This is a genomic window from Streptomyces virginiae (assembly GCF_040638905.1).
GTDB classification, from domain to species: domain Bacteria; phylum Actinomycetota; class Actinomycetes; order Streptomycetales; family Streptomycetaceae; genus Streptomyces; species Streptomyces virginiae_B.
The window spans coordinates 92748-105790 of the sequence record NZ_JBEZYV010000009.1; the positions used below are offsets into that span (position 1 = coordinate 92748).

Genomic DNA, 13043 nt, shown 5'->3' on the forward strand with positions numbered 1-13043 from the left:
GCGGCTCAGACGTTGCGGGCGGTGGCGGCCTTCTCGGCCTTGGCCTTGCGCATGTAGTACCAGGCCATGTTGGACGTGAGGCCCGCCAGCAGCACCCACACGATCCCGAGGAAGCTGCCCTCCACGAAGGCGACGACGGCCGCGGCCACGGCAAGGGCGCAGACGACAACGGCGAAGACGGCAAGGCGGGGCATGGGAAGAGCTCCTCGGGAACACGTAAGGGGGTCGAGCCCCTCCAGTGTCCCCCATGCCCCGCAGTGCTGCCGTAAAGGACCCGGCCGGGTACGGACCGGTCAGACGTCCGTCGTGCGGAGGCCCGCGTGAGCCTTGTAGCGGCGGTTGGTGGAGATCAGGTTCGCCACGAGGGCCTCGACCTGGTGGGCGTTGCGCAGGCGGCCCGCGAAAATGCCGCGCATGCCCGGGATGCGGGCGGCCAGGGCCTGGACGACGTCGGTGTCGGCGCGGGATTCGCCGAGGACCATGACATCGGTGTCGATCTCGTCGATCGACTCGTCCTGGAGGAGGACCGCCGAGAGGTGGTGGAAGGCCGCGGTGACGCGGGAGTCCGGAAGCAGGGCGGCGGCCTGCTGGGCGGCGCTGCCCTCTTCGACCTGGAGGGCGTAGGCGCCCTGCTTGTCGAAGCCGAGCGGGTTGACGCAGTCCACGACGAGCTTGCCCGCGAGGTCCTCGCGCAGCGCTTCGAGGGTCTTGGCGTGGCCCTCCCACGGCACCGCGATGATGACGATGTCGCTGCGGCGCGCGCACTCGGCGTTGTCGGCGCCCTCCACTCCGAGCCCCAGTTCGTCGGCGGCGCTCCGGGCGCGGTCGGCGGCACGGGAGCCGATGATCACCTTCTGGCCGGCGCGGGCGAGCCGGTAGGCGAGGCCCCGGCCCTGGTCGCCGGTGCCGCCGAGGACGCCGACGACGAGGCCGGACACGTCCGGCAGGTCCCAGGGGTCCTTGGCCGGCGGCTTCTGCGTGCTGTCTGAGGAAGTCATGGGGGCGAGGGTACTGCCGGGTAGCCCACGGTCGAAGAGCGGGGAAGCGCCCCCCGTGTCGGCGTGATGCGGCAGGATGCCGCCATGGATGCCGTCAGGGTCGCCCTGCTGCGCGAGGTGCTCGCCGGTACGCAGTGGCCGGGCGACGCCCGCCGCTTCGCCGGCTCGCTGCGCCGGTCCGTCGTTCCGGCCGGCGGGAACCTGCTGCTCGTGGGGACCGAGGGCTACGAGCCGTGGCACCTGGCGGCGCACCTCGTGGACGAGGCCGCCTGGGCGGGCAGCCCGGAGCTGTCGCCGACGCTCGTGCGCCACCGGGTACGGCCCGGGGAGCCGCCGCACCTGTCGGTGGGGCTGGGCCGGCTGGCGGCGGCCGGGCGCGGGCACACGGTGCTGGTGGTGGCGCCCCGGGAGCCTGGCGAAGGGCTGCTGGAGCGCGTGCACGACGCCCGGCGCGCGGGGGCGACCGTACTGTCCCTGGACGGCGGGGACCGGGACCTGGCCGCGCTCGCGCACGACGCCCTGTCGGTGCCGGAGGGCGGCGCCGAGCTGGACCTGGACACCGTGCAGCACCTGGTCAGCGCGGCGGCCGGGGAGAACGGCCCGCCGGCGCCGCGCGGGTCCCGCCGACTGCGGGACCGGCTGGCGGGGCTCGTCGACCGGCTGACCGCGCCGCCGCCCAGCCGCTGGTAGCCGCCTACGGGCCCGTCAGCCGGCGGTGCCCGTGCCCTCTTCTTCCTCGCGGGTCTTGTCGTTCCAGTTGGGGTCGTTCTGCCACTCCAGGTTGCGTTCCTGCGCCGTCTCCATGGCGTGGGCGGCCTCCTCGGGCGTTCCGTAAGGGCCGAACCGGTCCTTGGCCGGGCACTCGGGGCCTTCCTCGACCTTGTGGTGGACCAGGCAGTAGTACCACTCGCCGGGTTTGCCCACCTGGCGCTTCTTGAACAGGGCCATCGCCGTCCAGGCTCCTCTCGATGCCTCCGCAAGCCGCTGTGTGCCGCTCTATCCCGCCATGCTGCCCCATCCCCGCTGGATACACTCGCTTGCATGTCCGGTCAGTCGCTGCTCGTACCAGGCGAGCTCTCTCCCGCCCGTTCCGTTCCCGGAAACATCCGCCGACCCGAGTACGTCGGCAAGCCCGCGCCCACTCCGTACACCGGACCGGAGGTGCAGACGCCCGAGACCATCGAGGCCATGCGCATCGCCGGCCGGATCGCCGCCCAGGCGATGGAAGAGGCCGCCAAGCTGATCGCGCCGGGGGTGACCACCGACGAGCTCGACCGGGTCGCCCACGCCTACATGTGCGACCACGGCGCCTACCCCTCGACGCTCGGCTACCGGGGCTTCCCGAAGTCGCTCTGCGCCTCCGTGAACGAGGTCATCTGTCACGGCATCCCCGATTCCACCGTCCTGCGCGACGGCGACATCGTGAACCTCGACGTGACGGCATACATCGGCGGGGTGCACGGCGACAACAACGCCACCTACCTGTGCGGGGACGTGGACGAGGAGTCGCGCCTGCTGGTGGAGCGCACGCGCGAGGCACTGAACCGGGCGATCAAGGCCGTCAAGCCGGGCCGCCAGATCAACGTCATCGGCCGGGTCATCGAGTCGTACGCGAAGCGCTTCGGCTACGGCGTGGTCCGGGACTTCACCGGCCACGGCATCAACTCGTCCTTCCACTCCGGCCTGATCATCCCGCACTACGACAGCCCGCACGCGACCACGGTCATCGAGCCGGGGATGACCTTCACGATCGAGCCGATGCTGACCCTGGGCACCCACGACTACGACATGTGGGACGACGGCTGGACGGTCGTCACGAAGGACCGCAAGCGCACCGCACAGTTCGAGCACACCCTGGTGGTGACGGACTCCGGGGCGGACATCCTGACCCTTCCCTAGCCGGTTACCCGACCGGATTTTTTACCGACACCACGTCGGGAACTCATTGACTTAGGCATGCCTAAGTAGGAGTATCGGGCGTGGCGGCACTGCCGCCACGCCCGTTTCCTCTTTCTGGAGGTCCGCCTTGGACGCCTTCTCTACGGTCATCCGCGTCGCGTCGCACGAGCAGCACACCGAGGCCGAGACGTCGACCTTCATGAGCGACCTGCTGGGAGGACGGCTCGGCGTGGACGCGTACACGCGGTACACCGAGCAGCTGTGGTTCGTGTACCGGGCCCTGGAGGAGGCGGCCGAGTCCCTCAAGGACGACCCGGTGGCAGGCCCGTTCATCCGGCCCGAGCTGATGCGCGTCGCGGAGATAGAGCGGGACCTCGCGCACCTGCTGGGCCCGCGGTGGCGCGAGACCGTGGTGGCGCTGCCCGCGACCGAGGCCTACGCCGCACGTGTGGCCCAGTGCGCGGCCGAGTGGCCGGGCGGGTACGTCGCCCACCACTACACCCGTTACCTGGGCGACCTCTCCGGCGGACAGATCATCCGCGACAAGGCGGAGCGGACGTGGGGCTTCGAGCGCAAGGGCGACGGCGTCCGCTTCTACGTCTTCGCGGACATCTCCAACCCGGCGGCCTTCAAGCGGACCTACCGCGAGCTGCTGGACGCGATCGCCGCGGACGACCTGGAGAAGCAGCGCATCATCGACGAGTGCAAGCGCGCCTTCGACTTCAACGGCGCGGTCTTCCGCGAGCTGGGCGAGGAGTTCCCCCTCAGCGCGTGACCCCGGGGAGGGGAACGGGTACGGGTACGGGACGGGTGCGCAGTGCACCTGGCCCGGCCCCGCGGCTGTTTCAGGGTCCCGCCGTGAGCGCCCAGAGGACGAGCCAGGTGACGAGCAGTACGTTCGGGTAGAAGAGGGCCATGAGGCAGCCGGCGCTCCCCAGCGCGAGGCGCCGCCTGCGCTGCGCGCCGGTCCGCGGCGGGATCCAGGTGGCGGCCACCAGCGCCAACGGCGCGACGTAGAACAGGGCGTAGGGGCCCGGGGCACCCGGCCCGTACGAGAGCGCCTGGCCGAGCCACGCGGCGGCCGGCGCCAGCACGGTGAACATCACCGCCACCGGCAGCCACGGCCGCCGCTCGTCGGGGTGCGCGGGCGTCGGGGTCGTCGGGGTCGTCGGCGTCGTCATGACGCCATTGCACGACGCCGACCGGCGCCCGCGTCAGGGCCCGCGTACTCATTTCTCCCGGACGGGGTACCTAACGGGGTACCTGAAGGCTGTCCCCTCAACCCCGGTGGGTCGGCGCGCCGCGTCGGATGCGGTGCACCGCCAGGCGGAGGAGCGTCCTGATACTGGGCCGTATCCGGGCGTTCCGCCAACGCGGCGAGGTGCCGTACGTCGTGCGCCCGCCGGAAATTACAGGACAGCCCTAGGGGGTCGCGGGCGGGGCGAAGCGGACGCGGCCGCCGACCTCGATGGTGCCGTCCGCACCGGGGGCGGTGAGGATCTGGGAACCGGCGCCCTGGGTGATGTTCAGGGCGCGGTCGAGCTCGGCCGTCAGCAGGATCGCCGCCGAACCGGTGGCCTCGTCCTCGGCGATGACCCCGTCGGGGCGCCGCGGGAAGCCCCGGGCCCGTACCCGGCCCGCGGCCTCGTCCTCCCACGCCCAGGCGTACAGCCAGCCCTCGCCCTGCGGCGGCGCCGGGAGCGCCTCGACCTCGGCGACGCTGTCGTACTGCCGGGTGCGCTTGCCCTCGACCCATTCGGGCCGGGCCGTGATCCAGGTGAACTCGCCGTCGTCACGGGCCCATACGGAGCCGACGGGCGGCTGGAGCTCCTCGATGTCCAGCAGCCACGCGACCCCGACCAGCGGGTGTCCCGCGAAGGACATCCGCGTGCCGGGGGTGCGGATGTCGACGACCCCGCGCTCGGGGTCGTCGACGAACACCGTCTCGCTGTAGCCGAGTTCGGCGGCCAGCGCCTGCCGGGACTCGTCGTCGGGGCAGGTCCGGCCGTCGCGCACGACACCGAGCAGGTTGCCGTACCGGCCGTCACCCGCGCAGAAGACCCTCAGCACATCGAGATCGTTCACGCGGAAATTCAAGCACGGTTCAGACGTGGGCCGTACGCCGCCTGCGTGCGAGGTGGAGCGCGCCCGCGCCGGCCGCGATCACGACACCGGAGGTGGTGAGCAGGGCCCCGGCCGGGATCTCGGCCCCGGTGTCGGCGAGGTTGCCGCCGACGGAGCCGCCCCCGGCCGAACCGCCGCCCGCGGTGCCGCCCGTACCGCCGGCGCTCCCTCCGGCGGTTGCGCCGGAGCTGCCGCCGGCGCTGCCGCCCGTGGCCCCGCCGTCGGTGCTGCCGCCCGTGGACGGCAGGGTCGCGTCCTTGTCCACCGCCACCGCGAAGGTGAGCGGATCGATCGCGTCGCCGGCCTTGTACATGGAGCCGGTGGTGTCGTTGGCGAAGGCGGCCGCGCCGTCGGCGGTGAAGGCCGCGGGTACGGCGTTCAGCGCCAGCACGCCGTTCTTGGTCTTGTAGTCGGTCTTCGACAGGTCGAGCGTGGCGAAGGCGACGCCCGTCCTGCTGCCGGCGGAGTTCTTGACGTCGACGTAGAGGGTGCCGGTCCTGCCGGTGGTGTCGACGCGGGGGTTGGCGAAGGTCATGTCGATGCCGTGGGCGGCGTACTGGAAGCGGAGGTTGCCCTCGAAGGAGGCGTTCAGCTTCTGCTTCGCCACGTCCAGCTCGCCCTTGCCGAAGGCGAAGTCGAAGAGGTCGCCGTTCTTGGCGGCGCCGCCGGCGGGGGTGATCGAGCCCGCCCCCAGCACGTACCGGCGGAAGGACTCCTTCACGCCCCACGTCAGCTTGCCGTTGAGGGCCTTCTGCGTCCCGTCGGCCGGCGGGGCGGGGTCCTTGGTGGGGGTCGGCTTCGTCGGGGTCGGCTCGGGGGCCGGGGGCTCCTCGAACTTCAGGCTCGCGGTGAGCGGGTCGCCGGCCCTGCCCTCGTAGCCCGGGGAACCGAGTGCGTCCGCGGCCTCCTTGGTGAGGGTCGTCGCGAGGCCTGTCATCGACTGGCCGGCGAAGGCCACCGTGGCCAGCGGCACGTCCTGGGCCGTGGCGCCGGACTTGGTGACGTCCGCGGTCAGCTTCTTGGTACCGGTGTCGATCCGGATGTCGGAGAGCTTGACCTCGAAACCGTGGCCGGTCGGCGGGGCGGGCGAGGAGAAGATGACGCTGCCCTTGAAGGCCGCCTTCACCACGTGGCCGCCGGCCGGGTCGTACTGGCCCGTCGGCTCGACGAACCGCAGGGTGCCGTCCGCGTTCTGCCGGGCGCCGTCGGCGACGGTGATGGTGCCCTTGGCCATGCCGGTCACGTAGGCGCGGTAGCTGGCGAGGACGCCCCAGTCGAGGGAACCTCCGACGATCTTCACCGGCCCGGTCGGGGGGCCGCCCGCGGCGGTGGCCGGCAGTGCGAAGGCGGTGGCGCCGAGTGCGGCGGCGGTCAGGACGGCGGCCGCGAGGGAGATCGGGCGGCGGATGGACGACATGGCGGGAACTCCTGGGAGAGGGAAGGGGAAGGGGAAGGGGGTGGTTCGCTACTTCGGCGCGTCGGCGGACTGGGCGTCCTGCCCGTCGGCATCCGCACCGGCCCCGGCCGGTGCGGGCGCCTTCGCCCCCGGCCCATCCGGTCCGTCAGACGCCCCCGGCGCGGATCCCGTCGCCGGGTCCGAGCCCGGGACCGGGGCCGAGCCCGGAGCGGACTTCGCGGCCGGGACCGGGGCCGTCGCCGGAGCCGTGGCCGGAGCCGGAGCCGGGGCCTGCGGCGGGATCGGAGCGGGGGCGGACTTCGTGGCCGGAGCCGAGGCCGAGGCCGAACCCGACCTCGCGGCCCCAGCCGGTGCCGGGTCCGGGACCGAACCCGGAGCGGACTCCGCGGCCGGAGGCGGGGCGGAAGACCGCGCCGGCTCTGTGGCAGGGGCCCCGGCGGCGGAGCCGGAGGCCGGGGTCGGGGTGGGCACCGGGGCGGCGGGAGCCGCACCGGCAGCGGGGGCGGAGGCGGCGGCCGTTGGGGCTGCCGTACGGCGCTTGCGGGCCATCAGGAGGGCTCCGGCGCCGGCCGGCAGCAGGACGGCCGCGGCCAGGCCGGCGTAGAGGCCGGTGCTCGAGGACGAGCCCGACTCCGCGGCGGGAGCGGGTTCGCCCGCCGACGGTGCGGGAGCGGGCGCGGCCGACGGCGAGGCCGTGGAGCCCAGGTCGGGCAGGGCCGGCAGCTTCGCGGTCGCGTCGAGGGCGACGGCGAGCGAGACGGGGTCCATCTCGGTTCCCGCCCTGTACAGGGAGTTGAAGGCGTGGGAGCCGCCCTCGGTGAGGGTGGCCGGGGCCTCGGTCAAAGTCACCAGCGCGCCCTCGCCCTTGAGGCCCTTGGCATCGAACTCCACCAGCGCGACGGCGTTCTTCGTCGTGCCCGCGGTCGTGACGTCCGCGGACAGCACGCCCTTGCCGTTATCCACCTTCACGCCCACTTTGCCGAGCCTCAGGTCCAGGTGGGTGCCGGTGAACCGGACGGTGCCGGCGAAAGCGGCCTCAAGAGTGCCTTTCTCGCCGTCGTACGCACCCCTGCCCTGCGGGAATCGGAACAGCGCGCCGCCGTCCTGGGCCCCTTCGGCCAGGGTCCACTTGCCCCGGCCGATCGAGCCGGTGACGTACTCCCGGAAGGTGCGGCGCACCCCCCAGTCGACGGCGGCGTCGGTGAAGGCGCCCGGCGCCTGCGACGCCTGGGCCGTGGCGCTCGGCTGCGGGGCCACCGGCGGCGAGGACTCCGCGGCCGGGGCCGTCTTCACGTCGGCGGACAGGGATGCGGACAGGGAGAGGGGATCGAGCTGTGCACCGGCCGGGTAGTAGCCGGCGAACGCCCGGGCGCCCTGGGCGGTGAGGGTGACCGGGATGTTCGTGAGGGTCAGCGGGGTGGCGCCGCCCTTCATGTTGATCCCGCCGACGCCCAGCGTCGCGAAGGGCACCTGGCTCTGGTTGCTGACCGTGCCGGTGTCCTTGGCCTTGCTGGAAACGTCCACGTACAGCGTCCCGCCGCCATCGCCGATCTTGACGGTGGGGCGGCTGACGGTCATGTCCAGCTCGTACACGCCGTCGGACTTCTGATGACCCTGGAACGTGACTCCGCCCGTGTACGAGGCTTCGAACGTGCCGGGCCCCGGGTCGTAGGAGCCGGTCGCCGAATGGAAGCGGAACTGGCTTCCGCCGACCGTGGCGGCTCCGCTCTTCAGCTTGAAACCGCCTTTTGCCACCGGGCCGGTGACATAACTCTGGAAGGACGACTTGACGCCCCAGTCCAGCCGGCCCCCCTGTACGGCGCCCGCGTGAGTGGCACTCGCCGACAGCAGGGCCCCCAACAGGCCCGCCAGCAGGGCGATGGTGAGCGTACGGACGGGTCTCGCGGGCATGAATGCCCCCTCCAGATCTGTCAAGCAAGGTTAGGCTAACCTAAGCTAACCGGGACCGGATGGAAACCCCCGGCCCCAGAACCCCAGTCGGACGATCAGGACGGTGCTTCGTGCCTACGCCCGCCGCGTCACACCGCTTTCCCCGTCTCGCAGTTGCCGTGGCAGCACTGGCATTCGCGCTGACGGCCTGCGGAGGTACGGCCACCCCTTCGGGCTCATCCGCCCCCGCGCCCGCCGCCGCCCCGGACCGGGTGGAGCCACTCGCCGCGACGCCACAGCCCGACCTGCCGGCGACCGTGGCCTCGGCCGACGGCACGCGGGTCACTGTCGCGTCCGTCGACCGGGTGATCCCGCTGACCGGCAGCCTCAACGAGATCGTCCACACCCTCGGCCTCGGCAAGCAGGTCGTGGCCCGGGACATCACCGCCACGTTCGAACAGGCCGCCGTGCTGCCGGTGGTGACACGTGGCCACGACGTCTCCGCCGAGAGCGTGCTCTCCCTCCGCCCCACGCTCGTCCTGGCGGAGACCACCACGGGCCCCGCCGAAGCGGTCCAGCAGATCCGCGACGCCGGCATCCCGGTACTCGTCGTCGCTCCCGCCAAGGGGCTGGACGACGTACCGAAGCGGATCGACACCGTGGCCGCCGCGCTCGGCGTCAAGGACGCCGGTACGCAGCTGAACCAGCGCACCGCGGAGCGAATCGCCGCCGCCCGCGGGAACGTTCCCGCCGCCACGGGCAAACAGCCCCGGGTGGCCTTCCTCTACCTCCGCGGCACCGCCTCCGTCTACCTGCTGGGCGGCTCGGACTCCGGAGCGGCCTCACTCCTCGAAGCGGCCGGCGCGGTCGACACCGGCAAGGAGTCCGGCCTCGGCAAGGACTTCACCCCCATCACCAGCGAGGCCCTGGCGGCCGCCGCCCCCGACGCGATCCTGGTCATGTCCAAGGGCCTCGAATCGGTCGGCGGCATCGACGGCCTGGTGAAGATCCCGGGCGTCGCCCAGACCCCGGCGGGCATGGACCGCCGCGTGGTCACGGTCGACGACGGCGTCCTCCTCAACTACGGCCCCCGCACGGACCAGGTCCTCTCCTCCCTGATCACCCAGCTCTACGGCAAGGGAGCCTGAGGTGGCCCTCTCGCAGGAATCCGCCGGGGCCGGGAGGGTGTCGGGGCGATCCCCGCAGGGCGCCGAACGCACCGCCGACGCACGGTCCGACCCCGAGCACCGTTCGGCGCCCGAGGAGACGCCCCGGCGCGCGCCCGGCCCCACCAAAGCCACCGCCCCCGGCGAAGCCCCCGCGACCACGCCCGACCCCGCCAAGCCCACCCGGCCGGCCCAGCCCGCAAAGCCCGCCAAGCCCGCCAAGCCCGCCAAGCCCGCCGCAGGCGTACGGCGCAGCCGGAAGGCTCTCTGCCTCACCCTCGCCCTCCTCACCACCCTGCTCCTCCTCGCCCTGATCTCGGCCGGCACCGGCGCCTACCGCATCCCCACCGCCGACGTACTCGCCTCCGCCCAGCACCGCCTGGGCCTCGGCGGTGCACCGCTCGACCGCGTCGGCGAGAGCGTGCTGTGGAACGTCCGCCTCCCCCGCGTCGTGCTCGCGCTGCTCGTGGGCGCCGGCCTCGGCTGCGCGGGCGCGCTCATGCAGGGCGTCTTCGGCAACCCCCTCGCCGAGCCCGGCGTCATCGGCATCTCGGCGGGCGCCGCCGTCGGCGCGGTCGCCGCCATCGGTCTGGGCCTCCGCTTCTTCGGCAACTGGACCGTCACCGTCTGCGCGTTCGTCGCCGGGCTGATCACCGTCAGCGCGGTCTACCTCCTCTCCCGCAGCGGCGGGAAGACCGAGGTCGTCACGCTCATCCTCACCGGCATCGCCGTCAACGCCTTCGCCGGCGCCCTCATCGGCCTGTTCCTGTTCTTCGCGGACAGCGGCCAGGTCAACCAGATCACCTTCTGGCAGCTGGGCTCCCTCGCCCAGGCCACCTGGCCCAGGGTGCTCGCGGTCCTCCCCTGCGCCGTCGCCGGCCTGCTCATCGCCCCCTTCTACGCCCGCCGGCTCGACCTCCTCTGCCTCGGCGAGCGGCCCGCCCGCCACCTCGGCATCGACGTCGAACGCCTGCGCCTCGCCCTGATCCTGGTCGTCGCGCTGCTGACGGCGGCCGCCGTGGCCGTCGCCGGCGTCATCACCTTCATCGGCCTGCTCGTCCCGCACCTGCTGCGCATGGCCAACGGTCCCGGCCACCGCTTCCTGGTCCCCGGCAGCGCCCTCGCCGGCGCTGTGGTCCTGGTCGCCGGCGACCTCGCCGCCCGGAACCTCGCCCAGCCCGCCGAGCTCCCCCTCGGCGTTCTGACCGCCCTGATCGGCAGCCCCTTCTTCTTCTGGCTGCTGCGTCGCACCCGCCGCAAGCAAGGAGGCTGGGCGTGACCCGTACACCCCCCACCCCCACCACCCGCACCGCGGCCACGCCGGCCCGTTTCCTCTCCCGCGGCCGCCGCACCGTCCCGGCCCGGCCGCTCCCCGGCACGGCCCTCGCCGAAGCCGTCGGCCTGCACGTCCGGCTCGGGCAGCGCGACGTGCTCGCCGGCATCGAACTGACCGCCCGCGCGGGGGAGGTGCTGGCCCTGGTCGGCCCCAACGGCGCGGGCAAGTCCACCCTGCTGGGTGCACTCGCCGCCGACCTGCCCGCCGCCTGCGGCGAGGTGCGGATCGACGGCCGCCCGGTCGGTGACTGGAGCGCCGCCGACCTGGCGCTGCGGCGCTCCGTCCTGCCCCAGTCGGCCGCGCTGTCCTTCCCCTTCCCGGTGGAGGACGTCGTACGGATGGGCCGCGCGCCCTGGGCCGGCACCCCCTTCGCCGACGCGGACGAGGAGGCCGTGGCCACCGCGATGTCCGCCGCCGAGGTCACCGGGTTCGCCGGGCGCCCCTTCTCCGCGCTCTCCGGCGGCGAGCGGGCCCGGGTCGCGCTGGCCCGCGTACTGGCCCAGCGGGCCCCGCTGCTCCTGCTCGACGAGCCGACCGCCGCCCTCGACCTGCGCCACCAGGAACTCGTGCTGCGCATCTGCCGGGAGCGGGCCGCGGCCGGGGACGCGGTCGTCGTCGTCCTGCACGACCTGGGGCTGGCCGCCGCCTACGCGGACCGGGCCGCCGTCCTGCACGACGGGCGGATCGCCGCGGACGGCCCGCCCGCCGAGGTGTTCGAGGACGCCCTCCTCAGCCGCGTCTACCGCCAGCCCGTCGAGGTGCTCCCTCATCCGCGCACGGGGGCCCCGCTGGTGGTCCCCGTACGCGCCGCGCACGCCAACCGCATGCCGGACGGTCTGCCCTCTTGACCCCCGCTTGACCGCCCCATGGGCTCGTCGTGTGGCGTCCGTGACGCCGCTGTGTCCGGGGCCGGAACGTGAGAGCTGAATCACTGCACGAGGGGGTATGGGTCAAGTAAGGCTCGGTTAAGTTAGGTCCGCCTCACCGGCCTCTCCCCCTTGGGACGGCCCTCGCCCGACGCCCAGGAGCCTCCTATGCGCCCCGCTCGCCTCACCGTCGTCGCCACCTCCGTGGTGGCCGCCCTGACCGTCGTCACCGGCTGCTCCGAGAAGAGCGACAAGGGCGACGACGCGATCCGCGTGGCGGCTTCCGACAGCGCCTGCGACGTGTCGAAGACGGAGTTCCCGGCCGGCAAGGTGCAGATCGACGTCGAGAACAAGGGCTCCAAGGTCACCGAGGTCTACGTCCTCTTCCCGGACGCCCGCATCGTCACCGAGCGCGAGAACATCGGCCCGGGCACCAAGGCGTCCATCACCGCCGAGATCAAGGCGGGCGACTACGAGATCGTCTGCAAGCCCGGCATGAAGGGCGACGGCATCGCCAAGAAGGTCAAGGCGACCGGCGCCCAGGACGGCGGCGAGAAGCGCAGCCCCGAAGCGGACGCCGCCGTGGCCGCCTACCGCGCGTACGTCGTCGCGCAGGCCGAGGAGACCCTCCCCAAGGCGCAGGCCTTCGCGGACGCGGTCAAGGCCGGCGACGTCGAGGCCGCGAAGAAGGCGTACGCGCCCTCCCGCATCGGCTGGGAGCGCACCGAGCCGGTCGCCGAGTCCTTCGGCGACATCGACCCGAAGGTCGACGTCCGCGAGGACGGCCTGGAGGCCGGCCAGGACCCGGCGAAGGACTGGACGGGCTGGCACCGCCTGGAGAAGTCCCTGTGGGCCGACAACAAGATCGACGACAACGACAAGAAGCTCGCCGACACCCTGATCACGGACCTGACCGACTGGCAGAAGAAGGTCGGCCAGGCGGAGATCACCCCCACCTCGATCGCCAACGGCGCCAAGGAACTCCTCGACGAGGTCGCCACCGGCAAGGTCACCGGTGAGGAGGAGCGTTACTCCCACACCGACCTGGTCGACTTCAAGGCCAACGTCGAGGGCGCGCAGAAGGCGTACGAGCTGCTCAAGCCGATCGCCGAGAAGAACGACCCGGAGCTGTCCAAGCAGCTGGACACCCAGTTCGCCGCCCTGAACACCCTTCTGGACAAGTACCGCGCCGACAAGGCCTCCTACGAGTTCACCTCGTACGACAAGGTCGGCGAGGCCGAGCGCAAGGAGCTCTCGGACGGCGTGAACGCGCTCGCCGAGCCGCTCTCCAAGCTCGCCGCCGCGGTCGCCAAGTAACGGCCCACCGGGAAGCAGACGGAATCAGAC

13 protein-coding genes and 1 pseudogene are annotated in these 13043 nt (G+C 72.8%); 7 read left to right on the forward strand and 7 right to left on the reverse strand.

Annotated elements, in window-relative coordinates:
- Positions 1–5 precede the first annotated feature (5 nt).
- Positions 6–194 (reverse strand): hypothetical protein, encoded by a 189-nt coding sequence (locus AB0F82_RS15205; RefSeq protein ID WP_030659233.1) that lies wholly within the window; start codon positions 192–194, stop codon positions 6–8.
- Between the two features lie 99 nt (positions 195–293).
- Entirely contained in the window at positions 294–998 is a 705-nt protein-coding gene (npdG, locus tag AB0F82_RS15210; RefSeq protein WP_362627332.1) for an NADPH-dependent F420 reductase, read from the reverse strand.
- Between the two features lie 84 nt (positions 999–1082).
- Between npdG and AB0F82_RS15215 the strand changes: the two genes are divergently transcribed.
- Entirely contained in the window at positions 1083–1688 is a 606-nt protein-coding gene (locus AB0F82_RS15215) for a hypothetical protein (RefSeq protein ID WP_362627335.1), read from the forward strand.
- 15 nt (positions 1689–1703) lie between these two features.
- Here the strand turns inward: AB0F82_RS15215 and AB0F82_RS15220 are convergent, their stop codons facing one another.
- Positions 1704–1946 (reverse strand): hypothetical protein, encoded by a 243-nt coding sequence (locus AB0F82_RS15220; RefSeq protein WP_356814216.1) that lies wholly within the window; start codon positions 1944–1946, stop codon positions 1704–1706.
- A 93-nt stretch (positions 1947–2039) separates the two neighbouring features.
- On the opposite strand from AB0F82_RS15220, the gene map reads away from it, so the two are divergent.
- Both map and AB0F82_RS15230 read left to right on the forward strand, forming a co-directional pair.
- Positions 2040–2897, forward strand: a complete 858-nt coding sequence (gene map, locus AB0F82_RS15225; protein ID WP_356814217.1) for a type I methionyl aminopeptidase — start codon at positions 2040–2042, stop codon at positions 2895–2897.
- A 127-nt stretch (positions 2898–3024) separates the two neighbouring features.
- Positions 3025–3672, forward strand: coding sequence for a heme oxygenase (biliverdin-producing) (locus AB0F82_RS15230; RefSeq protein ID WP_356814218.1), 648 nt, complete (start codon positions 3025–3027; stop codon positions 3670–3672).
- A 70-nt stretch (positions 3673–3742) separates the two neighbouring features.
- Here AB0F82_RS15230 and AB0F82_RS15235 read toward each other — a convergent pair whose 3' ends face one another.
- From AB0F82_RS15235 to AB0F82_RS15250, 4 genes and pseudogenes are all read right to left on the reverse strand, one after another.
- Complete coding sequence (locus AB0F82_RS15235) at positions 3743–4078, reverse strand: hypothetical protein (RefSeq protein ID WP_362627340.1); 336 nt, start codon at positions 4076–4078, stop codon at positions 3743–3745.
- Between the two features lie 241 nt (positions 4079–4319).
- On the reverse strand, positions 4320–4982 hold the full coding sequence (locus AB0F82_RS15240; RefSeq protein WP_362627343.1) for a PhzF family phenazine biosynthesis protein: 663 nt from the start codon (positions 4980–4982) through the stop codon (positions 4320–4322).
- A 19-nt stretch (positions 4983–5001) separates the two neighbouring features.
- A complete protein-coding gene (locus AB0F82_RS15245) occupies positions 5002–6438 on the reverse strand; it encodes an HtaA domain-containing protein (RefSeq protein WP_362627346.1) in 1437 nt (478 codons plus the stop codon).
- A gap of 507 nt (positions 6439–6945) precedes the next feature.
- Positions 6946–8349 (reverse strand): annotated as a pseudogene (locus AB0F82_RS15250) (HtaA domain-containing protein); the annotation flags it as partial.
- 110 nt (positions 8350–8459) lie between these two features.
- Here AB0F82_RS15250 and AB0F82_RS15255 point away from each other — a divergent pair.
- The 4 genes from AB0F82_RS15255 (at position 8460) to efeO (ending at position 13013) form a co-directional block, all read left to right on the forward strand.
- A complete protein-coding gene (locus AB0F82_RS15255; RefSeq protein WP_362627349.1) occupies positions 8460–9476 on the forward strand; it encodes a heme/hemin ABC transporter substrate-binding protein in 1017 nt (338 codons plus the stop codon).
- Position 9477: 1 nt separating this feature from the next.
- Positions 9478–10773: a FecCD family ABC transporter permease gene (locus AB0F82_RS15260; protein ID WP_362627352.1), complete on the forward strand. Its 1296-nt coding sequence runs from the start codon at positions 9478–9480 to the stop codon at positions 10771–10773.
- Entirely contained in the window at positions 10770–11678 is a 909-nt protein-coding gene (locus AB0F82_RS15265; protein WP_362627355.1) for a heme ABC transporter ATP-binding protein, read from the forward strand. The genes AB0F82_RS15260 and AB0F82_RS15265 overlap by 4 nt, the downstream gene beginning before the upstream one ends.
- A gap of 186 nt (positions 11679–11864) precedes the next feature.
- On the forward strand, positions 11865–13013 hold the full coding sequence (efeO, locus tag AB0F82_RS15270; RefSeq protein ID WP_362627358.1) for an iron uptake system protein EfeO: 1149 nt from the start codon (positions 11865–11867) through the stop codon (positions 13011–13013).
- Positions 13014–13043 lie beyond the last annotated feature (30 nt).